We start from the raw sequence: 23,092 nt of genomic DNA, 5'->3' as shown, positions 1-23,092 counted from the left end.
CGGAGGATGACTTCACTTGATACCGGGCGTTCCGTCGAACTTGCGTTGCAGGCCATCCCAGCATTCGAGGTAATCATCCTGCAGCGTTTCAAGCTCGGCTGCGTATCTCGTCAGTTGCTGCGGGTACCGGGTTTCGAACATGAAGGCCATGGTGTGATCGAGCTTCACGGGTTTGAGCTCGGTATTGGATGCCTTTTCGAAGGCGAGCGCATCCGGACCGTGGGGAAGCATCATATTGTGCAGGCTCATGCCGCCCGGTACGAAACCCTCCTCCTTGGCGTCATACTGGCCGTGGATCAGGCCCATGAATTCGCTCATGATGTTGCGGTGGTACCAGGGCGGACGAAACGTGTGCTCGGCGACCAGCCAGCGCGGCGGAAAGATCACGAAATCGACATTCGCGGTGCCGGCATCTTCGGTGGGCGCGGTCAGTACCGAAAAGATCGACGGATCGGGATGATCGAAGCGGATGGCGCCGACCGGAGAAAATGTCCGCAGGTCGTATTTGAAAGGGGCGTAGTTGCCGTGCCAGGCCACCACATCCAGCGGCGAGTGGCCGATCTCCGTGACATAGAACTTTCCGCACCACTTCACATGGACGCGGCACGGCGTTTCCTTGTCCTCGAATGCGGCGACAGGCGTCTTGAAATCGCGCGGGTTTGCCAGGCAGTTGGCGCCGATCGGCCCGCGGTCCGGCAGTGTGAATTTCGCGCCGTAGTTCTCGCAGATATAGCCACGCCAGACCGTCTGCCCGCCGCCCTTCATAATCTTGAACATCATGCCGCGGGGGATGAGGCATATTTCCAGGGGCTCGACATCCATGATGCCCATTTCGGTGAACACTCTGATGGCGCCGAGCTGCGGCACGATCAGCAATTCACCATCGGCATTGAAGAAGTAATCGTCGACCATGTCCTCATTGAAGACATAGGCATGGGCTGACATGCCCACCTGGGTGGTGGCATCGCCTGCCGACGTGATGGTCCGCACCCCATCGAGGAATGTCAGTCTCTCCGCGGGTGCGGGAATGGGATCCCAGCGAAGCTGGCCGAGCGGGAGCGAATGTTCGTCGAGACACGGCGCGGTTTTCCAAAGCGGATAGGACGCGTTGGAGAAGCGGCGGGTGTGACGCACGCTCGGGCGGATGCGGTAAAGCCAGGACCTTTCGTTGGTCCCGCGTGGAGCGGTAAACGGCGAGCCGGAAAGCTGCTCCGCATAGAGACCGTAATTGCATTTCTGCGGGCTGTTCTGGCCTTGCGGCAAGGCGCCGGGAAGTGACTCGGTTTCGAAGTCATTGCCGAACCCCGGCATATATTTCAGCTTGTTTGCCGCCGCGGCTTCACCATCCGACGTCTGGATCGATGTCTGGTCCATGCTCACTCCTCCCCGACAACCCGCAGCGCTGCACGTCTGACAAGGCGCGCAACGCTTTAGAGTTTACTCCGCTGCGGTCCCGATGACACCACGCTTGATCTGATCGGCCTCGATCGACTCGAAAAGAGCTCGGAAATTGCCTTCACCGAATCCTTCGTCGCCCTTGCGCTGGATGAATTCGAAGAAGATCGGGCCGATGACCGTCTTGGAGAAAATCTGCAGCAGGATTTTCGTCATGCCGCCATTCACCACACCTTCGCCATCGATGAGGATGCCGTGCTTCTTCATGCGTTCGACCGGTTCGCTGTGGCCGTTCACGCGTTCATAGGACATGTCGTAATAGGTCTCCGGCGGACCCGGCATGAAGCGCAGGCCGTTGTCGGCAAGCCTGTCGGTGGCGTCGTAAATATCCTCCGTTCCAACGGCGATGTGCTGAATGCCCTCGCCCTTGTACTTCTTAAGATATTCCTCGATCTGGCTGGTGTCGTCCTTCGATTCATTCAGCGGAATGCGGATTTTGCCACAGGGCGAGGTGATGGCGCGGCTCACCAGACCGGTGATGCGGCCATCGATATCGAAGAAGTGGATCTGCTTGAAATTGAACAGGTTGCGGTAAAAATCCCACCACTTGTCCATGTTGCCGCGGAAGACGTTGTGCGTCAGATGGTCGAGATAATAGAAGCCGATGCCTTCAGGATGCGGGTTGCGCTCGCCGAGCCAATCGAACTCGGCCTCGTAAGCCGATCCCTTGGCACCATAGGTCTCGACGAAATAGAGCAGCGAGCCGCCGATGCCGACGATCGCCGGGACGTCGAGCGTCTTGTCGTGCCCTTCATAGGGAACGGCGCCCTTTGACACAGCATGGTCGAAAGCGTGCTTGGCGTCGACGACACGCCAGGCCATCGATGGGGCGCAGGGACCATGATTTGCGACGAAACGCGCGGCATGGCTGCGTGGTTCGGCGTTCAGGATATAGTTGATGTCACCCTGTCGCCAGACGGTGATGTCTTTCGTCTTGTGTTTGGCAACGGCAACGTAGCCCATGCGTGTAAAGAGCTCGCGCAGCGTCTCGGGCTCGGGATGGGCGAATTCGACAAATTCGAAGCCGTCGGTACCGGCCGGATTGTCGGCGGTGATTTCCGAGGGCGGCGCATCATGCGGGAAAGGACCCATTTTCTTTCCTCCAGAGGAGATGGCATTTGATATGCAAAGTGTGGCCCAAAACGCGTGCAAAGTTCTTGCATTCTTCATGCTCCAGGAAGATATTCTGCACGATCCGTGAGTGTTTTTGGGATTTCGCGCAATGGATGAACCGCTCGACAGATTGGACCTGCGCCTGCTTCAGGAACTTCAAAAGGACGGCAGGCTGACGAACAACGAGCTAGGAGAGCGGATTGCGCTTTCACCGTCGCAATGCTCGCGCCGGCGCACAAGATTGGAGGCTGAAGGATATATCCGCAGCTACCGCGCTTACCTTGATCGGCAGAGGCTGGGTCTCGATATGCTGGTGGTCATTTCCGTGACGCTTGCGACCCACAACAGAGACAATGCCCGCCGATTTTCGCAGCTGATCAATGGACTGCCGGAAGTTCTTGAGGCCTATGCGCTGACCGGTGAAATGGATTATCACCTGACGGTGGCGACCCGCGGCCTCGCCGACCTCTCGAAATTCGTCAACGACGTGCTGTTGCCGCACGAGTCGGTGCAGCACGTGAAGACATCGATCGTGCTCGACACGCTGAAGACATTCGAGGGCTTTCCGGTGCTGATGCCGGGACATTGATGGCGACAACACGACATTGATGTCGACGGCATCGCCCTGCGTAAATATCTAAATCAGAGCGGCAGTTCGGTCGAGAATTTCAGCTCGCGCAGCACGAAGCTCGAGACCACCGTGCGCACATGCGGGTTGCGCATGAGGTAGCGGGTCATGAAGGCTTCGTAGCTTTCCACGTCGCTTGCTCTTATCTTCAGCATGTAGTCGAAGGCGCCCGACAAGGCGTAGCACTCCATGATCTCCGGCCGCTCCAGCACCATCGAAGCGAAAGAGGCGACCGCCTCCTCGTGGTGATCCTCCAGCGTCACATGCGCGATCACGCAGAGCTTGAGATCGAGTTTTCCAGGATCGAGCAGCGTCACACGCTTGCGGATGACGCCGTCGGCTTCCAGTTCCTGGATCTTCCGCCAGGCCGAGCTCTGCGACATGCCGGCCTTTTCCGCCAGGTCGGCCAGCGACAGGCTGCCGTCGGCCTGGACGAGCTGCAGCAGCTTGCGGCGAAAATTCCCAGGTTCTTTCATTTTCTGCATCTCATTCGGGAATATTTGCCACCATTATGGTGATAGCCAGCATGAAAGGAAAGAAAATCCTCCAGACTCGGATCATAATGGCAGGAAAAGCGCCCTGCTCGGGAGGATCAGCACATGACTAAGGAAAGCAGCTACACCGCCAAACTGCCCGGCCCGGATGGTTTGTATGACTACACTCCGGATGAAGATGCGATCTGGGGTGAACTCTACCGGCGTCAGATGACGCTGCTTTCCGACATGGCCTGCCGCGAGTATCTGGACGGCGTCAAAATGCTGGGGCTGAAGCCCGACAAGGTGCCTCAGCTTGTCGATGTGAACAGACGCCTGAACGAGACCACCGGCTTTGGCGTCGAAGGCGTGCCGGCGCTCATTCCGCCCTCGCGCTTTTATGAGCTTCTGTCGCAAGGCAAATTCCCGCTCGCAACCTTCCTGCGCCGTCGCGAGCATATCGACTATATCGAGGAACCAGACCTGTTCCACGAGGTTTTCGGCCACTGCCCCATGCTCACCAACCAGAGCTATGCCAATTTCGTCCGGCATTTCGGCGAAACGGCCGTCCGCCTCGGCAAGGGCTATTCCTGGCATCTGTTCCGCATCTTCTGGTTCACCGTCGAATTCGGCCTGATCAACACGCCGCAGGGCCGCCGCTGCTTCGGCGCAGGCATCGTCTCATCTCCTAGCGAAGCGAAGGCGGCCATGGACGGCAAGGCATGCGAATTCCGGCCGTTCGATCTGCTGAGCGTGCTCCGGACGCCCTACCGGATCGATATCCTCCAGCCGATCTATTATGTAATCGACGGCTTCGCCGATCTTGAAGCGATCGTGGAGCAGAATATCGAGGCCACCGTCCTCAAGGCAATATCGCTGGGTGATTTCGCCCCCGCTTTTGAAGCCAAAGCGTCGTGAGTTCGGATGATAGGCCGGGATCCCTACATAAGAAGCGTTTCGTGGTCGCAAATCAAAGGGCTTGCGACCACGACCTGAATTTGTCAGCCTGGCCACCTCAGTCGTCACTCACGCAGCATTCGAACCGGCCGTAGACTGCTTGGCGAGTAGTTTGACCAGGGCCTGCGCCCCGGCAGTCGAAGAAGCCGGGTTCTGTCCGGTGATCAACCGGCCGTCCGTAATGGCGAAGCTCTGCCAGTTCGGCGCTTTTTCATAGAGTCCGCCGAGCCGCTTCAATTCATCTTCGACCAGGAACGGCACAACGTCGGTGAGTTGAACCTCTTCCTCTTCGCTGTTCGCAAACCCTGTGACGCGTTTACCTTTGACGATCGGCGCGCCGTTATATGTCACCCGATGCAGCACCCCAGGTGCATGGCAGACGGCGGCAACCGGCTTACCGGAATTATAGAAGGACTCGATCAGGGAGATCGAATCCGGGTTGTCGACCAGATCCCACATCGGTCCGTGGCCGCCCGGATAGAATACTGCGTCGAAGTCCTCCGAGCGCATGTCCGCCAGCTTCAAGGTGTTGGCGAAATCCTTCTGCGCCGCTGCGTCCTGCTTGAAGCGAGTCATCGCCTCCGTCTGGTTTTCCGGCAGATCGCTCTTCGGATCGACCGGCGGCTGACCGGCTTTGGGCGAGGCGAGGACGAGTTCAACGCCGGCATCGCGAAAGACATAGTAGGGTGCAGCTCCTTCTTCGAGCCAGAAGCCCGTCTTTCGGCCGGTGCTGCCAAGAATGTCATGGGACGTAAACACCATCAGGATCTTCATCTGTCGACTCCTTCTTGTTCGACCGCAGTCAGAACCGGCTGCGTGAGGAGAAGTATGGCAAGTTTCCGCTCGTACAACAGTTACACCTTGGTATCGGCGATACCTTGGTATTGGCTTCCCTTCGCCCTGCCCCCAAAAATCAAGCGTTGGTAGTCGGCAAGCATCTTGGGGTCTTCGACCGAACCGTGGTGGTGGAGTTGCCGCCAGACGTCGTTCCTTCGAACGAACCAGCGTGTCGTGCGAAAGGCGACATCGAGCCCCTCCTCGGGTGTCTCGCATCGGCCTCTTTCTCGGCCGACAAAGAGGTGCCAGTCTTCTCCGCCCTGGCTCGTGAAGTCGTGGAATACCACCTGCACCTTCGCCTGACCTTGAAAGAGCCTGGAATACCCCTCGGCAATCGCGCCCCAGCCGTGTCGGATTCCGCCGATGGGATTGTCCATGCTCGGAGCTTCGCCCTCGACCCAGACGGCTTCCAGCGCCCTCATGTCGGCAGCGTTGAACGCCCTGTAGAACTCTATGAGCGCGTCTAGAGAACCGTCGCCGGTCTTCGCCTCGTTTCCCGTTATCTCTCGAAGATGCCTCTGCATGTCAGAACCTCTTTCCGTTTGGTTTCAAAGGAGCGCCGGCCTGGGCTGGCTTGCTGAGAATGCGGAAAGAAAAAAGCGGATTCCATTAGACGATGGTGTCGTCAACGCGCGGAGTCGGTTTCCTCCGGTGATCAGCGCTCGGTCTCGCCATCCCACCCAAAGGTATCGGCGACACCTTGGTACAATAGGCGGCGACCGTTTTTGGCGAGATGCTCCTGGCAGAACGGCAACGGAGACGTCGAAACCGTTCCCGGCTGAAGGCCGGATCAGCACACAACTCGCGATCGAGGCAGCGCCCGGCCATTGGTGGTGGGCGGCTGATCGATCGCCCAGTAACGGAGGCGAAAATGAGCCTGCACAAGACAGTGGTGATCACCGGCGCATCCCAAGGGATCGGCGCCGGCCTCGTGAAGACCTTCCTCGATAAGGGATACAATGTCGTCGGGACGTCGAGACGCATCAGCGAGACGAGCGCGTTGGAGCGCAATGACAGGCTGGCGTTGATCGACGGCGATGTCGCCGATCCGGAGACCGCCGAGCGTGTGGCGCAGCGGGCCGTCGAGCGGTTCGGGTCGATCGACGCGCTGGTCAATAACGCCGGCATCTTCGTCACCAAGCCTTTCCTCGACTACACGATCGATGACTTTCGGCGCCTCACAGCGACCAACGTCGAAGGCTTCCTTCACTTCACCAAGTCCGCTGTCAGGCAGATGCTTCGCCAGAAGTCGGGAGGAAGCGTCGTCACCATCACGTCGTCGTTGACGGATCATCCGATCGCCGGCGTGACGGCGTCCGTGCCGATGATCACGAAAGGCGGCCTCAATGCCATCACCAAGAGCCTGGCGCTGGAATTTGCCAGAGATAACATCCGGGTCAATGCGGTGTCGCCGGGTGTGGTCGATACGCCGCTGCATGCGACGAACCCACAAGATTATCTCAAATCGCTTTCGCCGATGGGAACGATCACGGCCGTCCAGGAGATCGTCGACGGCGTCGTGTATCTGACCGAGTCAGCGAATATCACCGGGGAGGTGCTGCACGTCGACAACGGCGCACATTTGGGAAAATGGTAGGCCGCGACCCGGAGGGGCGCCTGCAGGAACTGGGGATCGTGCTGCCTCCCCCGCCGACGCCTTTCGGCGCCTATGTCGAGGCGATCCAGTCAGGGCCGCTGCTGTTCCTGAGCGGCATGCTTCCGGTGATCGGCCACGATCCCGTCTACTTCGGGCGGGTCGGCGAGGAGCTATCGACCCTTCAAGGCTATGATGCCGCGCGCACCGCCTGCCTCAGCGGCATCGCGGCCGCGAGGTCGCACCTGGGATCGTTGAACTCGGTTCGTCGTATTTCCAAGCTCGGCGTCTATATCGCGACATCCCACGCGTTCCGCGAACATCCGAAGGTGGCAGACGGCGCCTCCGAGCTTCTGCTCGACATCTTCGGAGCGGAAAGGATTCCGCCGCGTATCGTTCTCGGCGTCACCAGCATCCCGCTCGGAATGCCCGTCGAAATCGAACTCATTCTTGAAATTGAGCCCTAGCGGAGGAATTCGCTGACCAAGCCCAGACATGGAGACAATCATGACACTCACATCATCGAAAAGGTTGCGGCCCCGACGCGCTCTCGCCGTCGTCGCCGCGTCATCCACGTTTCTGACAGCCTCGGCGGTCCTGATGCTGCCGGCGCTTGCGCTTTCCGGCCAGTCGCCACTCAAGCCGGACAGCACGCTACAATCAAAGCCCGGGTCCGAAACACCACACAAATCCCAGATCAAAGTGGACAGGCGGACGCCTGCCTATTGGCGGGTGACATTCGACAACCCTCCGTTCAATATATTCGGTCCGGAGACCATTCCGCAGCTCGAGAAGGTTATCGCCGACATCGAGACCGATCCGAAACTCAGGGTCGTCGTGTTCGACAGCGACGTGCCGGGCTTTTTTCTGACCCATTACAATTTCACGCCGCCTCTGGAGGAGTCGACGAGCCTTCCCTCAGGGCGCACCGGCCTTCATCCGCTTCCCGACATGCTGGTGCGATTGAGCAAGGCGCCGGTCGTATCGATCGCTTTGATCCGTGGGCGCGCCACCGGGGTCGGAAGCGAGCTCGCCCTGGCAAGCGACATGCGCTTTGCGAGCCGGGAAAAGGCCATTCTATCACAATGGGAGGTCGGCGCCGGCTTCGTCCCGGGCGGCGGCCCCATGGCACGGCTTCCCAGGCTGATGGGCCGAGGGCGCGCGCTTGAAGTCCTGCTCGGATCCGACGACATCAACGGCGAACTGGCCGAGCAGTATGGTTACGTGAACCGCTCGTTCGCAGACGACAAGCTCGATCCCTTCGTCAACTCGCTTGCAGCGCGCATCTCTGGATTTGACCGGGGAGCCATCGCGGATACGAAACGGCTGGTCGATTTCGCCAGCCTGCCGACCGACCCGGAAATCGGTGCCGGCTGGGACGCCTTCATTTCTTCGGTCCAGCGCCCCATCGCGCAAAAGAACATCGGCAGGTTGATGGAGATGGGCCTGCAGACGAACCCCGACATTGAGTCCAGGCTCGGCCATTACACGCAGACTTTGGCCGACAAGTAGGCTGAAGAGACCGCAATATTCGGTAACGGTGTCCCTGTGATGCCACAGAATCCACTTCATGGGCATCGCAGGCCTTGGCTCGCGAGCCTGCACATCACCATGAACAACGGAGAAATGACATGCGCAGCGTTGAGAACCAGATCGTCGATTCAAGCTTTTCCGCCATCATCAATGCCCCGATCGAGAAGATCGACATTCCTCAATGGTGCTTCGCCTTATCCGAGAAGGACTATCAGGGTTGCTCTCCAGCCCACATCACGGCTGGCTTCACCACGACGCCGGACGGCAGACGGATGTCGATCAATGTCGAGACCATCGGCGGCAGTCTGATGGTCCAGCATTATGTCGAGACGCTCGGCGAGAGGGATCATCTGATCCTCGACTCCGACTCGGACGTGTTCACACCGTCGGGACGTACAACCATCCATGTGACCTGGGAACTAAGCGCCAAGAGGCTCGACGACGCGAAATGCGAGTTCACCAACCGCGTCAGGTCCTACGCTACTGACGAGATGCTTGCCTTCCTCGACCGCCAGGGGATTCCATTCGACATCTTCCGGACGCAACGCCAGCCGATGTCCATTGCCCATAACAAGGGCGAGACGCCGCTTTTCGCCGCAAGCATAGAGCGCGCCGCGCTTCGCAACGACTGATCACCTAAATCCAGTTGCCGCACGGAGAGCACCATGAAACCTCTATCATATGATCCAAATAATACCGGCCTCGTGGTCGTCGACCCCTACAATGACTTCATTTCCGAGGGCGGAAAGATCTGGCCTCGGATCAAGGACGTGGCGGAAGCGAACAACTGCGTGCCACACATGCAGCAGGTCCTGTCCGCAGCGCGTGCTGCGAAGCTTCGCATCTTTTTCGCCATGCATCACCGGTACCGGGAAGGCGATTATGAGAACTGGAAATTCGTGGCGCCGATCCAGCGCGCGGCGTGGCACCGCAGAAGTTTCGAGTGCGGGACCTGGGGCGGAGAATTCCGTGCCGAGTTCGTTCCGGCCAATGGCGAGATCGTCGCCTCGGAGCACTGGTGTTCAAGCGGATTTGCCAACACCGATCTCGATTTGCAGCTGAAGCGACACGGCATCGAGAGGATAATCGTCATCGGGCTGGTCGCTCACACCTGCATCGAAGCCACGGTCCGCTTTGCCGCCGAGCTCGGCTACGACGTCACGGTGGTAAGGGACGCCGTTGCCGACTACTCGGACGAGATGATGCACGCGGCGTTGGAAATCAACATGCCCAACTACGCCAGCGCCATCGTGAATACGAGCGATGTTGTTGAAGCGCTTGCAGCGTGACAAGCACGTCGCGCGGCGCCAAAGCGGCCCTCTGCGGACACACTCCGCGGGGGCGAGCGCACGCCTTAAGTGTGAACAAAGGCTCTTGGTCTGTTCTGTCGGACAAACGAAGGCGTTTCTTGCGTGCGGACATCACAGGCGTTCGGCACGGCCTTCATCGACCATCGCCGATTATCGCAGCAACGATCGAACCGACACCATGGGACAATGGACGGCCGCACTGGGCTGACGCATCGTTCGCTGCGTCAAGGGCAATGCCCATCACGCTCATTACGGGAGAATTGAAAATGTCCATCCAGGAACCCAACAGGACTGCCGCAGAGAAGGTGCATGACGTCGACATGAAGCTCGAAGTCGTGGTTATTCCGGTTTCCGACGTCGATAGCGCAAAGGCCTTCTACACCGGGCTTGGCTGGAGGCTGGACGCCGACGTTTCCGGCGCGAGCGGGTTCCGGGTGGTTCAGGTGACGCCGCCTGGCTCGCCGTGCTCGGTGATCTTCGGCAGCGGCGTCACCTCCGCCAAGCCGGGTTCCGCGCAAGGCCTTCATCTGATCGTTTCCGACATCGAGATGGCTCACGCGGCGCTGGCCGCCCGAGGTGCCGCGATGAGCAGTGTCTTTCATGATGTCGGCGGCGTTTTCCATCATCAGGACGACGAGGGTCGTCTTGCCGGACCGCATCCAACTCGCGGGAGCTACTCATCTTTCGCATCGTTCAGCGATCCCGATGGAAACGGCTGGCTCTTCCAGGAGGTGACGGCCAGGCTGCCAGGGCGCATCGACGCCACCGGCGCGGCATTCTCATCGGAGAGCGACCTTGCGAGCGCCTTGCGCCGCGCCGCTGCCGCGCATGGCGAACATGAGAAACGCACCGGCGGCAATCATGATGAGAACTGGCCGGACTGGTATGCGCAGTACATGATCGCCGAGCGCTCAGGACGGCCGTTGCCCGACTGATGGCTCATTTTGTACTGCCGGCATGTGCCATGGGAGCCTTCGAAGAGTGCTTCCGGCCGCTCAGAGCAAGGCCGCAGCAACTGTTGCGATCGAACCTGGATTGGGGTCGCCATCTGCGATGATGGCGGCCTTTTCTTTTGCCATGTTCGAACTCCCCGTTCCAATGGAACATCGGGCGCGGCCTCGCCCAGTTCGCTCGAATTTTAGCCGACCGGACGAGCGAGAGATGCCCGCTTTGATGACGACATCAACGAGCCTCGTTGCTCCCAATGTCGGCCTGTTCGACACGCTCCAAAGGCCCTTTTTGCCATCCGTATTCGGAACCGATCCAATGGTATCGGCAACACCTTGGTGCAATAGAACCTCACTTCCGCACATGAGAGCTTTGGCGCGTCGAAATTCTGAACCCAGGAGACCCCCATGTCATCCATCTCATCCCCAGTCACTCGCCGCACTCTTTTGGCGACCGCCGCGGCCGCGGGCGCGCTCAGCATCCTTCCAGCCTCAATCGCCCTAGCCAAAGCCGGTGGAGAGGAAATTCGGCCCTTCACATACAAGGCAACCGATGCCCAACTCGACGATCTCCGTCGCCGCATCGAAGCAACGCGCTTTCCGGAGCGCGAGATCGTCGATGACAATACCCAGGGCGTTCAGTCCGCGACCATCGAAAAGCTCGCCAGGTATTGGGCCAAGGACTATGACTGGCGAAAGGTCGAAGCCAGGCTGAACACCCTGCCCCAGTTCACCACCAAGATCGACGGAGTGGACATCCACTTCATCCATGTGAAGGCCAAGCGCGACGGCGCCCTGCCCATCATCGTGACACACGGATGGCCGGGGTCGATCATCGAGCAGATGAAGATTATCGAGCCCCTTACCAATCCGACTGCACACGGCGGCTCGGCGTCGGACGCTTTCGACGTCGTCATCCCTTCAATTCCGGGCTACGGCTTTTCCGGAAAGCCGACCGAAAAGGGCTGGGATCCCATCCGGATCGCGCATGCCTGGATCGAACTCATGAAACGCCTCGGCTACTCGAAATATGTCGCTCAGGGCGGCGACTGGGGCGACGCCGTGACTGAGCAGATGGCACTGATCGCCCCGCCGGAACTGGTCGGCATCCACGTCAATATGCCGGCCACCGTTCCGGACGACATCGCCGCCGCGCTCCGGCCGGGAGGCATCAAGCCTGCAGGACTGTCGGCCGACGAGGAACACGCCTACAACCAGCTCGATGACTTCTACAAGCATGGCCTCGGCTACGCGATCGAAATGGCAAACCGCCCGCAGACCTTGGTCGGGATCGCGGATTCACCCGTTGGCCTTGCCGCGTGGATGATCGATCACGACATCCGGAGCTACGAGCTGATCGCCCGCGTCTTCGACGGCGAGACGGAAGGCCTGACACGAGAGGATATCCTTGACAACGTGACCCTCTACTGGCTCACGAACACGGCCGTCTCGTCGGCACGCCTTTACTGGGAGAACAAGCTTGAATTCTTCGCTGTGAAGAATGTCAAGATTCCAGTGGCGGTCAGCGTATTTCCCGACGAAATCTATGCGGCGCCCCGGAGCTGGACCGAGCGGGCCTACCCGAACCTGATACACTACAACAGGCTCGCGAAGGGCGGGCACTTCGCAGCTTGGGAGCAGACGGTGGTGTTCTGCCAAGAGCTTCGCACTGCGTTCCGTTCAGTCAGAACGTAAACCCATTTCAGACGCCTGCCTGGTCGCCGGTTTTCCGGCGGCCTTGCTCCATGTGTTGACATGGACGTGGGTCCATATCTGATTTCGGTTGCGACGCAGGGACTGTCGTGCAGCGATTTTCGGCTTTCGTTTCAGCCCAGACCGTCGATCAGCATCTTTGCTCGTGACAGTTTGACGCTGGAAAATCCTTCCGTGAACTGCTGGTAGATCGGAAGGAGGATATTGCGAGCCGATCCACCTCCACCATTGCGATCGAGGAACTCGACCAGGCTGGTTCCTGCTGAAATTTGCCAGTAAATTCCGCCTTGCGCAGAGGCCTGGTGCATTGCCTGTTGGTACAAGCTTTGGACATCAGAGGCGTTGCTGATATCCTGGGTGGCTAATATCTCGCCCTTCTTTCTCAAAATCTCGGGCACCATCCACCGATAGCCTTTTTGCTCTGAAAAATGCAGAGCATTTCCGATTTCCTGAAGCGCCTCATTGAAACGACCGGCTGCCTGCAACGCAGACGCCAGCTGGCATAAGAAAAAAGGATAAAAAAGCAGGTAGGCGGCTTCACGCATTTCACCAATGCCGGATCGAAGCGCGTCAATTCCATTCATAGGATCGCCCGATCGAGCCGCCAGACTTCCCTTCACGCATAGGCCAACCGCGTGAAAAGGGCGCAGGCCATGCTGCAACGCGTGGTCGAGCAACTCTTCGCCGTATTCCTTGGCTCGATGCACCTCGTCAAGGCTTAGTGAAACGAAGGCAGCCGACCACGCGAGAGCAACACATACGACGAATGGCTGCCTTGTTTCGCGTGCTTCCCGGATCGACTCCTCAGCCGTTCGAACCGCCGCGTCCAACTGACCGCGTGAGATCAGGTTCACCGTGTTGTGGGCCATGGCGGACGTCCGAACGTCGGCACCCAGCCTCAGCATATCTTTGCGGCGATTGTCGAAGGGGAAATGCCTCGCCGCCCAATCAAGCCGTTCGCCAGCTTCCTGGTGCTCCGCCTGATAAGTTTGAGGGATTCCCACCAGCCATGCGGCCGTAGCCCGGGACTGTATGTCTCGTCCCTTGACGACGTGCTCGTATTCACGCGCAAACACCAGCGCGTCTTCCAATTCCATCGATCGGGCGGAGAACAGCCAAAGTGCGCATGTCACGCGCTGCTGGTAATCAAAGTCATCGAATGCCTTTGCCAGCGACAAGGCACCGGTCAGCACGTCCCTGCCGCGATGGCTCATGCCCCGGGTGTAAATCAGCGCGAATCCGAGAGCGCATCGCAGGACCATCTCGGTGCGGCTTCCGCTCTCCTCGCCGATCTGTTCGAGCGCTTTTTCCGCCCAGTCGCCCGCCTCGGAAACGAGCGACATGGCAGTCCAGAAGTCGCTCGTGGTGGCGGCGAGCCTTGCGCCCAGAATTCCGTCCCCATCGGGCGAGAGAGCCCATCTCAGCGCGGCACGCAGATTGTCGATCTCCCGGCGATAGCGAGCAATATCTTCGATCGCAGCCTGAAGATGGCTTTCCTCTGAAAACGGCTGAAAGAACGACAGAAAGTACTTCGCCAGCCGACGCATGGCGCGTTGGTAGTGGTCGCGGACCCCGAGCTTTTCGCGCGCGTAGACTCGCACGGTTTCGAGGAGACGCCAGCGAGGACCTGTTTCCGCTCCTTCGAATGTCACCAGAGACTTCGAGACGAGATTAGAAATAGCCAGAGCCGTTTCCGCCTCGGTTTCCCCACTCACCGCCACGGCGGCATCCAGTGTAAAGCCGGCCGGGAAGATCGCCAGATTGCAAAGCAGCTGGCGTTCGGCTTCCGGCAGCAATTCATAGCTCCAGTCCAGCGCCGCGCGGAGTGTCTGATGGCGAGGCAGAGCGGTCCTACGTCCGCCGGTGAGAAGTACAAAGCGGTCATCCAACCGACCAGCGATCTGTTGGAGGCCCAAGGTCGCAGCGCGAGCTGCGGCAAATTCGATGGCAAGGGGAATTCCATCCAGATGCCGACATATCGACGCGATGGCAGACAGCCTTTCCTGGCTTGGCGAAAAATCCCATAGCAAGGCCCGGGTGCGAGCAATGAAGAGCTGGACCGCACTATGTTCCAGAGCGTTGCCGAGATCCTCGCTCGCCGGAACCTCGAGCGGGGGCACGCGATAAGCGAATTCGCCCTCGATACGGAGAAGCTCTCGGCTTGTCGCGAGCACCGATACGTTCTGGCAAGCACGCACGATCGCCTCGACCATAGCGGCGGCGGCGTCGATGACGTGTTCGCAATTGTCGATCACCAACAACATCTTCTTCGTGCCGATGGCGCGGGCCACCAGCTCTGCGGAAATGTCGTCTCCCTGAAGATGCAAATCGAGGGCTTGAGCCAGCGTTGTGGGAACGAGGCCCGGATCCGACAGGGATACAAGTTCGACGAAGAAGGCGTTGCCGTCCAGCGATGGCAGCAAACGACGGGCGATTTCCGATGCAAGTACGGTCTTTCCGATACCGCCGGGGCCGGTCAGCGTCACAACTCGGTAGGCAGAAGTCAGGTTCAGGACTTGGGTAATCGTCGTCTCGCGGCCTACCAGATCAGACGTCGAGGCCGGAATATTCGTAAAGAACGAATTCTCAGTCGACCGCGGTTGGATAGCGGGCGTCGGCATCGGCGCGTGTGCCGGTTTACGATGGCACGTCCACTCGCCAAGGATACGATAGCCTCGACCAGAAATGGTCTTCAGCAAATTCCTATCTTTTCCGAGCGCCTTGCGAATTGCCGATATGTGAACTTGAATCGTATTGTCTTCGACGATGAGTCCGGGCCAGACACGCTTCATAAGGTCGTCTTTGGATACAATATCGCCTTCCGAAACCACAAGTGTTTCCAGGATTTCGAAGGCCCGACTGCCAATGGGTACTGGCGCTCCCATGGCACGCAGCTCTCGCTTCGCGAGGTCAAGCTCCCAACCGCAGAACTCGAAAAGGCCTAGCTCGATCTGTCCCAAAGCGCTCTCTCATCCATCCAGGCAATGGTATTTAGGACCATAAAGCCACAGGAACGCCCCCTATTCCAAGGGCACAGGGCCGCGCTCCAAAGCAGCGATTCAGATTTTTTCAGAAACTCTCATAGCACTTAAGTGCCATTTTGAATCGCTATCCGCTAAAAGAAATTCCAGCAGCGATCGCGACGATCAACACTCGGACGCGAGTACAATTCATTTCCAATATCTTTGCCCGCAGAATTCTCGACACGATTTAAAGGAGAATGGCAATGTACACTGGCAACGCGCATGCAACAACGCGCAAAGAGCAGAAACTCTCACCAGAAGACGCAATCGTCGTCATCTTGAGTGACGACGATACTATTTCCTCGGCGTTGAACGCAAACATCTGCTTACAGGGTTGGCGGCCGCACCTTTATAAATCCAGAACGGAATTTCTGACATGCCCCGAGGCGGATGTTCTCGGTTGCGTTGTTCTTGATGCGAGACTCCCCGATCTGACCGCGTCTGATCTGACACATCTGATATGTTCGCATGCAATCCGTTGCCCGGTGATCGTCCTCACCGGCCATGGCGGGCAAGCGATGACCGTGAACGCAACGAAATTTCATGTCAGCTTCATACCCCAGCCCTTCGACTTAAACGCTCTGATGGAGAAGATCCACGCGGCCATTCAGACCACGATGGAGATAGGTCGCCTGGAGGGAAACTACCGGACGCTCACGCCGCGGGAACGAGAAGTCATGAAGTTCGTGGCAGAAGGGCTCCTAAACAAGCAGGTGGCGTTCAAACTGAAGATTAGCGAGATCACCGTGAAGGCTCATCGCGGTCAGGTCATGAGGAAGATGAACGCCCGAACGTTGCCGCATCTGGTGAATATGGCAGCGAAGCTCGATATCGGTGTGGGATCCCTGCATTAGTTTGCGGTCTGACAGATAGCCGGGATGCCGGGAAGCGCCCGACATCCTATCGGCAGCAAGCACGAGAAGGGATCAGAACAGAAATAATTCCGCCTCACTTCGGGGCGGCGGGGCTGCCTGTGACGAAGTCCACGAAGACCCCTGGCTTGACCATGCCAGCCAACTCTTCGGCATCCCAGTTCGTCAGCCGCACACAGCCATGCGATCCCACCTTATCGATGAGCTTCGGCTCCGGTGTTCCATGTATCCCATAAGTCGGCTCGGTCAGGTCGATCCAGACCGTGCCGACCGGACCATTTGGTCCCTTTGGAATTGTCAGGACCTTGTCGTTCTTTCCCTGCTTGAAGTTGCGCTTCGGGTCATATCTGTAGACCGGCATCCGGGCCACGCCCTTGACCTTGTGCTTGCCTGACGGCGCCGGATTGTCTTCGCTTCCGATCGTTGCGGGATAGACTGCAAGCAGCGATCCATCCGCGGCATAGGCGAGCACCTGTCCCGTCTTCCTGTCAGCCTCGATCCTCTTGACCTTTCCTTGCCTTGGAGGGCCGGGTTCCACGACCCACACCGTATCGCCAGGAGCAAACTGCGAAGCTGGGTTAAGCGCATGCACGAGATCGATCCCCATGTGGAACCGCTCGGATAACTTCTCGGCAACGCTCGTATATCCCAAGCTCTGCATCTTTGCCTTCTCGCCATAATCTTCGGGGATCTTATCAACGAGATCCGCGGCATCATCCGCCGAGACCACATGGCTTTCAACGATCGGGGCAACGATCGGGGCATTGCCTTCCAGGCGGGAGACGACTTCCGGATCCAGCCTCCCATCGACAGGCAGATTGTTCATTGCCTCGAAGCCGGCCACGGCCTTGTTGACGTTCTCCCCGTAGTGGCCATCGATCACGCCGGGAGACGAGCCCGCACGGTCGAGCAGGACCTGAAGGCGGACGATCGCCGGGTCTGGATCTCCCGGCGCAGGCTTCTCAGTCCCAATGGAGGCGATCGACGCCGTGTTGATTTCTTCAGGCCGGAATTCCCGCGCGGAGGCGCCGCCAACGGAAAGGGCCAGAGCGAGCAGCGACATCGGCAGGGCTGTTTTCATGGACGACAAATGGCCAAAGCGGGAACTTGTTCCACTGCGCGAGAGCGGCTGGAGAATTTCGGCGCCAGCTACGTCTTCAGCGGATCCGCCGGCTTCCGTTCACGATGATTTCAATGTCCAAGCTCAGCAAATTCAGTACAACCGCCATTTGATCCGAAGGAGCTGGTGAATGCCGCGCGAGAGCGTCAATGACCTCATGGCCTTTCTGGCGGTCGCCCGAGAGAAGAGTTTTACGCGGGCGGCGGCAAAGCTGGGCGTATCTCAATCGGCGCTCAGCCATATTGTCCGCCAGCTCGAGACGCGGCTCGGAATCCGGCTGCTGACCCGTACCACGCGGGCCGTTTCGCTCACCGACGCTGGAGAACGATTGTTCCAAGGCGTGGGGCCTCACTTCGATGAGATCGAGGCGCAACTCGAAACCCTCACCGAGTTCAGGGAAAAGCCAGCCGGGAACATCCGCATCACAGCATCAGACCACGCAATAAGGTGGATCATCTGGCCGAAGCTCCAACGTTTCCTACCGAACAACCCTGACATCAAGGTGGAGCTGATCCGCGAAAACGGGCTGTCCGACATCGTGACGGAGCGCTTCGACGGGGGCGTCCGGATGGGCGAGCAGGTGGCGAAAGACATGATCTCGACTCGCATCGGACCTGATTTCCGTTTTGCCGTCGTCGGCGCACCCTCATATTTCGATGGCAAAGAGATTCCCGAGCATCCACAGGACCTTGTCCGCCACAACTGCATCAATGAGCGCCTGCCCACCTATGGGGGCTTCTGGGCATGGGAGTTCGAAGACAACGGGAAAGAGATTAAAATCCGGGTCGAGGGACAGATTGCCTTCAACAACTCCTATCAAGGCGTGGAAGGGGCTCTGGAAGGGCTTGGATTGGCTTACATACCGGAAGACGTTGCTCTTCCCTATATCGCGGAAGGCCGTCTGAGACGCGTCCTGGAAACCTTTTCGCCATACTGGGATGGCTACCATCTCTACTATGCCAGCAGAAGGCAGTCCTCTCCGGCTTTCGTGGCGTTGGTGGACGCGCTGCGCCACCGAGCCTGACGATCGGAATCCGGCATAGTCATCCTCTTTTCTACGGCAAGCAGCGGTCACGGCGTCTTCGCGTATCTCCTGGCCTCACGCGATCTTGCCGTGCGACGGGCCGGCCTCAGTTCTTCGATCGTCGGCAGCCACCACTCGGCGTTCTCAACCGGCAGCGTTTTCGCGGGCCAGGTGCGGACGAGTTCTTCAAGTGTGGGCACCCGCCAATATCCCCAGACATGATCCTCGGCCACACCGGGATAGAAGTCCCCAACAACGTCCGGGTCGACCAGTTCGCCTGAGATGTCGGTAAAGACGACGATTCCATAGATCGTGGCCACCGGACGCCCGATCGGCGGCAAGTCGTCGCTCTGAAGCGCGTAACGATGACGCTTTCGTTCCGCAGAGCGGAGCTTGTTGCGCAGATCCAGTTCGCTCCCCTTCCGCTCCTCGGCGCGACGTCGTCTCTCTTCCGGCTCGTTTCTGCGAGCCGCCGCCTCGATATCTGGCCATCTGCGTCGGAGTTCCTCATAGGACCGGAAGGGAACGTGCCAGATCCTGAGATCGCCGTCCCAGCGTGAGAATGGCACCTCGTGCAATTCGTCGACGACGGTTTTCGAATATGGCGTGCGGATTCGAAAGCCTGCCTTGCCGAGTTCAAGATATGGACTGTCGATGGGATCGAAGGCGAAGGCGTCGCGTCCCTTCGCATCCGCATGGGCGTCGGCTTCGGCCTCGATCTCGGCAAGCCATCGCCCGATGCGACGGGACGCCGTCCGTCCGGGAACGAACCACGCCTTGCGGGCATCGCTCCAGCGGGCACGGGGGAAGCGTCTTCGGAATTGCTCGACGGTCATCCTGTCGTAGGGGAAAGAAATGTCCGCGCCGGGCTTCGAACCGTCTTCACCGGGCGGCGTCGCATCCTGATCGGCGGAGGATTTCGTTTCGGTCATGGAAGGAAACGCTGACGCGCAGCGATCGGTTTCCGCTGAGGCGCTCATTTGGCTGCCCACTGGCGACCTTCTCAGTGAATTGTCTTCGAGGGGTTCTCCGCATGCGAAATGCCATCGAGCGTCGCGATAAGCTTTTCGAACTCGTTCAAGACACGATTGAACTCGGCGTCCTGCATGTTGATGATTTCGGATATCGTCGAGGACACGGACGCGATGAGCCTGTCGATCCAAACACAGCGCTCGGCGGGCACATTTGCGAAAACCTCCCGCCGATGCGTCTTCAGCTCGCGCAGGATGCGAACGACAAGGGCTCCCCGGTCCGCTCGGCTCAAGAGCGGAAGCCTCGTCTGCGCCTGCTGGATTTCCGTTATTAGCGTCGTTGCCATCCCCGATCTCCAAGCTCTGAATGCAACCAGGTATCACAACCGTAGCGTTTGCAACACGGACTTTAGTCCGTGACCAGGTCGTGCAATTGGGGACGTAGCGTGCGACCACATCAGTAGCTTGTCGCAACGAGATGCGACACGTCGCAGCTGCGGCGCGGTCCTTCCCATGGTTGATACGTATTGTCTTCCGGTCGATACGACTTGTAGCGAGCGGCGCACCAGGCTGCCGCCTGTGCATTCACTTTCGTGCCGACGCCCTCATCGGCCTCGGCGACGATCCGTTGAAACGGCGAAATGCACTCGCGAGTCTCGCCGCCATAGGATCGATAGCTGTTGGTCGCGGGATCAAAGGAGCGGTAGCGGTCCGCACACCAAGCAAGATGCTCGGCCGAGACTCTTGGTTGTGGCGTCTGAACTTTGGTCGACGGGCGACCAGAATCCGGTGTCGCCTTTGACGTCGCGAACGTCGGCGCTTCGGTCACATAGCTGGAGTAGAGAGGCGGAATTCGTTCATAGTGCTGCTGCCGAAGATCGACTTTCACCGGCGTCGTGGTCCAGAGATCGCGCGATGCAAGGTCATTGAAGGTATGAGATTTCGAATCCGCCACCACGTGGGAGGCGACAGATGCAGCCGCCATGCAAGCCCCGACCGAGCTTAAGATGCCAAAGGCAAGGGATGCGATGGCTTTCATTGCCCCGACTCCTGCTGGTAAGCCTGTGGAACCCAGACGCGGCCGGCAGTGCTGCTATCTCGGCCGCCGGTGGCGACAAGCACGGCGAGAATGCCGGCGATTGCCAGCAGGATGACGATCAGCGGCAAAGCCAGACCACCGGATTTCTCTTCGGAATAGATCATGTTCCTCTCCTCTGTCCCGACGGCGCCGAGCCGTCGGGGCGCCGGCTAGAGCCTTCAGCACGGCGAGTGTCTTGGTCTTCAATAACAATCTCTCTGCTTTTTCGGCCGCACGACGCTGTCGTCCGTCGTGCGGCGGTTCTCTGGTTTTAACGGTGATATTGGAGGGCAAGACGCGGCAGAGACCACGTAGGATCAGGTCACTTGATAACCTGGATCACCTTGCGGGACGACGGCTCGACGATGACACGTTCATCATTGACCACCGCGTAAGCATAGGTCGGGTCATCCGGAACAGGCGTCACGACGACCGTCTCCGGCAGGGGTTGGCCGACGACAACCTTCTCCTTCACGACCACGCGCGCCGATGGTGCCGGAGCCTCGCGGACATAGGTGACGACCTTTTGCGGCGGCGGATCGATCGCCGTGCCAACGACTGCGCCGGCAACGCCGCCGACAGCAGCACCAACGGGGCCGCCGACAATCGCACCGGTCACAGCTCCGCCGGCTGCACCATTGACCGTCGAGGACTGGGCGAATGCGACGCCCGACATGAGGGTCGCGGCAGTTGCCGCACCGACGACAAGCTTGGAGATCATTTTCTACTCCTTCTGTTTTGAGGCGGCCTTCGTGACCGCTGCCAAACCAACTAGCTGGAGACGGGGTCGTTCCACGGCCCGGACCTCAGTCCGACAGACCCCGGCCTTTGGTCCCTAAAACCATGTTAATGTCCGTTGCCGGCGCTAGTTCACGATCAAAAGGCCCGGCACACACGGCCATAGGCAGGGAGACTGAAGGAGATGGCACGATCCAACCGTCGGGAAGCTGGACGCCGGCGCTTGGCGATGCGTCTACCGCATATGCGGAAGCTGATCATGGCAGCGTGCGACCCGTTGCAGCTTGAACTCTTCGAAGCCTACCAGATGGCAGTCGAAGCGCGCGATACTGTCCGAGGGCAGCCGTTCAATTCGAACCTGGTGCGGGAATACGACGAGACCTGCTTCGAGATCGAACAACACGTCATCCGCGCAATGCAGGAACCTTCCTTCGCGCAGCGCACTCGCTAAGTCTGCAAGCTGGTACATCTTGGCGGACAAAGCTTTTGGACATTCGATCCAGAGGAATCACGTGATTGCCACGACAGCCTACGCCAAAGGGCGCTATCAAACGCGACCGACGACGACGAACGCGCTCATGCCGCCGCACGGACGAACCCCGTGGCGTGATTCCAATTGCTCAGTCACGGCATCGACTACTTCTGAGATGCGCGCCGGCGCCCGCCTTTCGATCTCTTCCCTGAGCGGAGTGCCCTGGCAGAAGGCCACTGCGATGTCATGGGCGGCTGCAACGGAGGTCAACTCGATCCGATCGCAAGAAACTGCGTCGAATCCGGCCGAAGACACCTGTGCCTTGATCAAGGGTATATCAAAGTAGGAATATGGCAGGCGCCTGAGAAAATCCGGTGGATCGAAAGGAAAAAGGTTTGCCAGACATTCGTCCACAGATCTTGCGAAGTCATTGGCCGAGAGTGAGTCCCACGTCGAAAACAAAAAGCGACCTCCGCTCCGCAACACTCTTGCAGCCTCGCTATAGGCCTTCAGCTTATCCGGAAAGAACATCACGCCGAATTGGCAGACGACGAGGTCGAACATCGAAGGCGCGAACGGCAGATTTTGCGCATCGGCGTGCATCCAGTGGGTCCGCGACAGCGTCAGCGACGGTGCGCCGACGTCGATCATCGCCTGGCTGAGGTCGGTGGCAACTAGTTCTGTTTCATGATCGAGTGTCGCCCGCAGAGCGCGTGTCAATGCGCCGGTCCCCGCAGCGACCTCGAGAACGCTGCCCGGCTTCAATCGCTCGGCGACGATGGCCATCTCCGAAGCATAGGGCTCGAAGAGGATCGGCACGAGAAGGCTGTCGTAAAATTCGGCGACGCCTTCCTCGAAGGGCGCGAGAGAAGAGGCCGATGCGGCGCGGACGCCGCTTTCGATATCCATGGAAATAGTCACTCACAAGCCTCCAAACCTGGGTTCGTCGGCCAGGAAATATGCCTGAATCTGCTGACGTCTACAGGGGTCAGACCTTGGTCCCAACCTTCTCCGACCGAAGTCCCCGGAGTGGAACGCGCGTCGCACTCCCGCCGTTTCGAAGGAGATTGAAGGAGATCCGAACATGCACCAGAGTCATAGATCCCGAGTGAATGACGCTTGCAACGCGTCCGTCTTCGCACTTGTTATCGTTCTGGCCGCCCTTCTCTACGTCTTCGGCGCAGCAATGTCCGGCGATACCGTCGGGTTAACCCAAAGCATAAGAGGCGCCGAG

General features: G+C 59.1%; 25 protein-coding genes. 12 read left to right on the top strand and 13 right to left on the bottom strand.

Annotation, left to right across the window (positions count from 1 at the left end; all coding sequences use genetic code 11):
• Positions 1 to 12: 12 nt before the first annotated feature.
• Together hmgA and hppD are read right to left on the bottom strand one after the other, a co-directional pair.
• Positions 13 to 1,374: a homogentisate 1,2-dioxygenase gene (gene hmgA / locus ACIPSK_RS02055; RefSeq protein ID WP_162118407.1), complete on the bottom strand. Its 1,362-nt coding sequence runs from the start codon at positions 1,372 to 1,374 to the stop codon at positions 13 to 15.
• 63 nt (positions 1,375 to 1,437) lie between these two features.
• The gene (gene hppD / locus ACIPSK_RS02050; protein ID WP_017963962.1) at positions 1,438 to 2,547 is read right to left on the bottom strand and encodes a 4-hydroxyphenylpyruvate dioxygenase; all 1,110 of its coding nucleotides are present in this window, start codon (positions 2,545 to 2,547) and stop codon (positions 1,438 to 1,440) included.
• 130 nt (positions 2,548 to 2,677) lie between these two features.
• Here hppD and ACIPSK_RS02045 point away from each other — a divergent pair, with 130 nt between their 5' ends.
• Positions 2,678 to 3,157, top strand: a complete 480-nt coding sequence (locus ACIPSK_RS02045) for an Lrp/AsnC family transcriptional regulator (RefSeq protein WP_162118406.1) — start codon at positions 2,678 to 2,680, stop codon at positions 3,155 to 3,157.
• A 53-nt stretch (positions 3,158 to 3,210) separates the two neighbouring features.
• Here the strand turns inward: ACIPSK_RS02045 and ACIPSK_RS02040 are convergent, their stop codons facing one another.
• Complete coding sequence (locus tag ACIPSK_RS02040) at positions 3,211 to 3,672, bottom strand: Lrp/AsnC family transcriptional regulator (RefSeq protein WP_012757075.1); 462 nt, start codon at positions 3,670 to 3,672, stop codon at positions 3,211 to 3,213.
• Between the two features lie 123 nt (positions 3,673 to 3,795).
• Between ACIPSK_RS02040 and ACIPSK_RS02035 the strand changes: the two genes are divergently transcribed.
• Entirely contained in the window at positions 3,796 to 4,587 is a 792-nt protein-coding gene (locus ACIPSK_RS02035) for a phenylalanine 4-monooxygenase (RefSeq protein WP_162118405.1), read from the top strand.
• Between the two features lie 108 nt (positions 4,588 to 4,695).
• Here ACIPSK_RS02035 and ACIPSK_RS02030 read toward each other — a convergent pair whose 3' ends face one another.
• Both ACIPSK_RS02030 and ACIPSK_RS02025 read right to left on the bottom strand, forming a co-directional pair.
• Positions 4,696 to 5,400 (bottom strand): type 1 glutamine amidotransferase domain-containing protein, encoded by a 705-nt coding sequence (locus tag ACIPSK_RS02030; protein ID WP_162118404.1) that lies wholly within the window; start codon positions 5,398 to 5,400, stop codon positions 4,696 to 4,698.
• Positions 5,401 to 5,480: 80 nt separating this feature from the next.
• Complete coding sequence (locus tag ACIPSK_RS02025; RefSeq protein ID WP_162118403.1) at positions 5,481 to 5,987, bottom strand: YybH family protein; 507 nt, start codon at positions 5,985 to 5,987, stop codon at positions 5,481 to 5,483.
• Between the two features lie 347 nt (positions 5,988 to 6,334).
• Here ACIPSK_RS02025 and ACIPSK_RS02020 point away from each other — a divergent pair, with 347 nt between their 5' ends.
• The 7 genes from ACIPSK_RS02020 (at position 6,335) to ACIPSK_RS01990 (ending at position 12,542) form a co-directional block, all read left to right on the top strand.
• On the top strand, positions 6,335 to 7,060 hold the full coding sequence (locus ACIPSK_RS02020; protein WP_162118402.1) for an SDR family NAD(P)-dependent oxidoreductase: 726 nt from the start codon (positions 6,335 to 6,337) through the stop codon (positions 7,058 to 7,060).
• Complete coding sequence (locus ACIPSK_RS02015) at positions 7,054 to 7,524, top strand: RidA family protein (RefSeq protein ID WP_162118401.1); 471 nt, start codon at positions 7,054 to 7,056, stop codon at positions 7,522 to 7,524. Before ACIPSK_RS02020 ends, ACIPSK_RS02015 begins: the two co-directional genes overlap by 7 nt.
• A 40-nt stretch (positions 7,525 to 7,564) precedes the next feature.
• A complete protein-coding gene (locus ACIPSK_RS02010) occupies positions 7,565 to 8,569 on the top strand; it encodes an enoyl-CoA hydratase/isomerase family protein (RefSeq protein WP_162118400.1) in 1,005 nt (334 codons plus the stop codon).
• A gap of 119 nt (positions 8,570 to 8,688) precedes the next feature.
• On the top strand, positions 8,689 to 9,222 hold the full coding sequence (locus ACIPSK_RS02005) for a hypothetical protein (protein ID WP_162118399.1): 534 nt from the start codon (positions 8,689 to 8,691) through the stop codon (positions 9,220 to 9,222).
• A 33-nt stretch (positions 9,223 to 9,255) separates the two neighbouring features.
• The gene (locus tag ACIPSK_RS02000; protein ID WP_162118398.1) at positions 9,256 to 9,879 is read left to right on the top strand and encodes an isochorismatase family cysteine hydrolase; all 624 of its coding nucleotides are present in this window, start codon (positions 9,256 to 9,258) and stop codon (positions 9,877 to 9,879) included.
• A 287-nt stretch (positions 9,880 to 10,166) separates the two neighbouring features.
• Entirely contained in the window at positions 10,167 to 10,835 is a 669-nt protein-coding gene (locus tag ACIPSK_RS01995) for a VOC family protein (RefSeq protein ID WP_162118397.1), read from the top strand.
• Between the two features lie 420 nt (positions 10,836 to 11,255).
• Positions 11,256 to 12,542 (top strand): epoxide hydrolase family protein, encoded by a 1,287-nt coding sequence (locus ACIPSK_RS01990; protein WP_162118396.1) that lies wholly within the window; start codon positions 11,256 to 11,258, stop codon positions 12,540 to 12,542.
• 131 nt (positions 12,543 to 12,673) lie between these two features.
• Here ACIPSK_RS01990 and ACIPSK_RS01985 read toward each other — a convergent pair whose 3' ends face one another.
• A complete protein-coding gene (locus ACIPSK_RS01985) occupies positions 12,674 to 15,520 on the bottom strand; it encodes an ATP-binding protein (RefSeq protein ID WP_162118395.1) in 2,847 nt (948 codons plus the stop codon).
• Positions 15,521 to 15,786: 266 nt separating this feature from the next.
• On the opposite strand from ACIPSK_RS01985, the gene ACIPSK_RS01980 reads away from it, so the two are divergent.
• Complete coding sequence (locus tag ACIPSK_RS01980) at positions 15,787 to 16,437, top strand: response regulator transcription factor (protein WP_162118394.1); 651 nt, start codon at positions 15,787 to 15,789, stop codon at positions 16,435 to 16,437.
• Between the two features lie 94 nt (positions 16,438 to 16,531).
• On the opposite strand, the gene ACIPSK_RS01975 is transcribed toward ACIPSK_RS01980, so the two are convergent.
• Positions 16,532 to 17,545, bottom strand: a complete 1,014-nt coding sequence (locus ACIPSK_RS01975; protein ID WP_162118393.1) for a L,D-transpeptidase family protein — start codon at positions 17,543 to 17,545, stop codon at positions 16,532 to 16,534.
• A 160-nt stretch (positions 17,546 to 17,705) separates the two neighbouring features.
• Here ACIPSK_RS01975 and ACIPSK_RS01970 point away from each other — a divergent pair, with 160 nt between their 5' ends.
• Positions 17,706 to 18,599, top strand: a complete 894-nt coding sequence (locus tag ACIPSK_RS01970) for a LysR family transcriptional regulator (RefSeq protein WP_162118392.1) — start codon at positions 17,706 to 17,708, stop codon at positions 18,597 to 18,599.
• Positions 18,600 to 18,646: 47 nt separating this feature from the next.
• Here the strand turns inward: ACIPSK_RS01970 and ACIPSK_RS01965 are convergent, their stop codons facing one another.
• From ACIPSK_RS01965 to ACIPSK_RS01945, 5 genes are all read right to left on the bottom strand, one after another.
• Complete coding sequence (locus tag ACIPSK_RS01965; protein ID WP_162118391.1) at positions 18,647 to 19,531, bottom strand: hypothetical protein; 885 nt, start codon at positions 19,529 to 19,531, stop codon at positions 18,647 to 18,649.
• 71 nt (positions 19,532 to 19,602) lie between these two features.
• Positions 19,603 to 19,917: a hypothetical protein gene (locus ACIPSK_RS01960; RefSeq protein ID WP_017963954.1), complete on the bottom strand. Its 315-nt coding sequence runs from the start codon at positions 19,915 to 19,917 to the stop codon at positions 19,603 to 19,605.
• Positions 19,918 to 20,027: 110 nt separating this feature from the next.
• A complete protein-coding gene (locus ACIPSK_RS01955; protein ID WP_162118390.1) occupies positions 20,028 to 20,609 on the bottom strand; it encodes a BA14K family protein in 582 nt (193 codons plus the stop codon).
• Complete coding sequence (locus tag ACIPSK_RS01950) at positions 20,606 to 20,773, bottom strand: hypothetical protein (RefSeq protein WP_168724912.1); 168 nt, start codon at positions 20,771 to 20,773, stop codon at positions 20,606 to 20,608. The genes ACIPSK_RS01955 and ACIPSK_RS01950 overlap by 4 nt, the downstream gene beginning before the upstream one ends.
• Before the next feature lie 197 nt (positions 20,774 to 20,970).
• The gene (locus tag ACIPSK_RS01945) at positions 20,971 to 21,369 is read right to left on the bottom strand and encodes a DUF1236 domain-containing protein (protein WP_162118389.1); all 399 of its coding nucleotides are present in this window, start codon (positions 21,367 to 21,369) and stop codon (positions 20,971 to 20,973) included.
• A 201-nt stretch (positions 21,370 to 21,570) separates the two neighbouring features.
• On the opposite strand from ACIPSK_RS01945, the gene ACIPSK_RS01940 reads away from it, so the two are divergent.
• On the top strand, positions 21,571 to 21,837 hold the full coding sequence (locus tag ACIPSK_RS01940) for a hypothetical protein (RefSeq protein ID WP_017963950.1): 267 nt from the start codon (positions 21,571 to 21,573) through the stop codon (positions 21,835 to 21,837).
• Between the two features lie 96 nt (positions 21,838 to 21,933).
• Here the strand turns inward: ACIPSK_RS01940 and ACIPSK_RS01935 are convergent, their stop codons facing one another.
• Positions 21,934 to 22,767, bottom strand: coding sequence for a class I SAM-dependent methyltransferase (locus ACIPSK_RS01935; protein WP_162118465.1), 834 nt, complete (start codon positions 22,765 to 22,767; stop codon positions 21,934 to 21,936).
• Positions 22,768 to 23,092: the final 325 nt, after the last annotated feature.

It is taken from the genome of Rhizobium sp. LARHSG275 (assembly GCF_052871115.1).
Note: the sequence above shows the minus strand (reverse complement) of the source record. Positions and strands in the feature narration are given on the sequence as shown.

Excerpts from the sequence above, each read along its gene's own strand:
- ACIPSK_RS02035 (WP_162118405.1), top strand. The coding sequence starts at position 3,796 with ATGACTAAGGAAAGCAGCTACACCGCCAAACTGCCCGGCCCGGATGGT.
- ACIPSK_RS02020 (WP_162118402.1), top strand. The coding sequence starts at position 6,335 with ATGAGCCTGCACAAGACAGTGGTGATCACCGGCGCATCCCAAGGGATC.
- ACIPSK_RS01995 (WP_162118397.1), top strand. The coding sequence starts at position 10,167 with ATGTCCATCCAGGAACCCAACAGGACTGCCGCAGAGAAGGTGCATGAC.
- ACIPSK_RS02030 (WP_162118404.1), bottom strand. The coding sequence starts at position 5,400 with ATGAAGATCCTGATGGTGTTTACGTCCCATGACATTCTTGGCAGCACC.
- ACIPSK_RS01935 (WP_162118465.1), bottom strand. The coding sequence starts at position 22,767 with ATGGATATCGAAAGCGGCGTCCGCGCCGCATCGGCCTCTTCTCTCGCG.
- ACIPSK_RS01960 (WP_017963954.1), bottom strand. The coding sequence starts at position 19,917 with ATGGCAACGACGCTAATAACGGAAATCCAGCAGGCGCAGACGAGGCTT.
- ACIPSK_RS02045 (WP_162118406.1), top strand. The coding sequence starts at position 2,678 with ATGGATGAACCGCTCGACAGATTGGACCTGCGCCTGCTTCAGGAACTT.
- ACIPSK_RS01965 (WP_162118391.1), bottom strand. The coding sequence starts at position 19,531 with ATGACCGAAACGAAATCCTCCGCCGATCAGGATGCGACGCCGCCCGGT.
- ACIPSK_RS01940 (WP_017963950.1), top strand. The coding sequence starts at position 21,571 with ATGGCACGATCCAACCGTCGGGAAGCTGGACGCCGGCGCTTGGCGATG.
- ACIPSK_RS01990 (WP_162118396.1), top strand. The coding sequence starts at position 11,256 with ATGTCATCCATCTCATCCCCAGTCACTCGCCGCACTCTTTTGGCGACC.
- ACIPSK_RS01950 (WP_168724912.1), bottom strand. The coding sequence starts at position 20,773 with ATGATCTATTCCGAAGAGAAATCCGGTGGTCTGGCTTTGCCGCTGATC.
- ACIPSK_RS02010 (WP_162118400.1), top strand. The coding sequence starts at position 7,565 with ATGACACTCACATCATCGAAAAGGTTGCGGCCCCGACGCGCTCTCGCC.
- ACIPSK_RS02025 (WP_162118403.1), bottom strand. The coding sequence starts at position 5,987 with ATGCAGAGGCATCTTCGAGAGATAACGGGAAACGAGGCGAAGACCGGC.
- ACIPSK_RS02005 (WP_162118399.1), top strand. The coding sequence starts at position 8,689 with ATGCGCAGCGTTGAGAACCAGATCGTCGATTCAAGCTTTTCCGCCATC.
- ACIPSK_RS02000 (WP_162118398.1), top strand. The coding sequence starts at position 9,256 with ATGAAACCTCTATCATATGATCCAAATAATACCGGCCTCGTGGTCGTC.
- ACIPSK_RS01970 (WP_162118392.1), top strand. The coding sequence starts at position 17,706 with ATGCCGCGCGAGAGCGTCAATGACCTCATGGCCTTTCTGGCGGTCGCC.
- ACIPSK_RS02015 (WP_162118401.1), top strand. The coding sequence starts at position 7,054 with ATGGTAGGCCGCGACCCGGAGGGGCGCCTGCAGGAACTGGGGATCGTG.
- hmgA (WP_162118407.1), bottom strand. The coding sequence starts at position 1,374 with ATGGACCAGACATCGATCCAGACGTCGGATGGTGAAGCCGCGGCGGCA.
- hppD (WP_017963962.1), bottom strand. The coding sequence starts at position 2,547 with ATGGGTCCTTTCCCGCATGATGCGCCGCCCTCGGAAATCACCGCCGAC.
- ACIPSK_RS01980 (WP_162118394.1), top strand. The coding sequence starts at position 15,787 with ATGTACACTGGCAACGCGCATGCAACAACGCGCAAAGAGCAGAAACTC.
- ACIPSK_RS01945 (WP_162118389.1), bottom strand. The coding sequence starts at position 21,369 with ATGATCTCCAAGCTTGTCGTCGGTGCGGCAACTGCCGCGACCCTCATG.
- ACIPSK_RS01955 (WP_162118390.1), bottom strand. The coding sequence starts at position 20,609 with ATGAAAGCCATCGCATCCCTTGCCTTTGGCATCTTAAGCTCGGTCGGG.
- ACIPSK_RS02040 (WP_012757075.1), bottom strand. The coding sequence starts at position 3,672 with ATGAAAGAACCTGGGAATTTTCGCCGCAAGCTGCTGCAGCTCGTCCAG.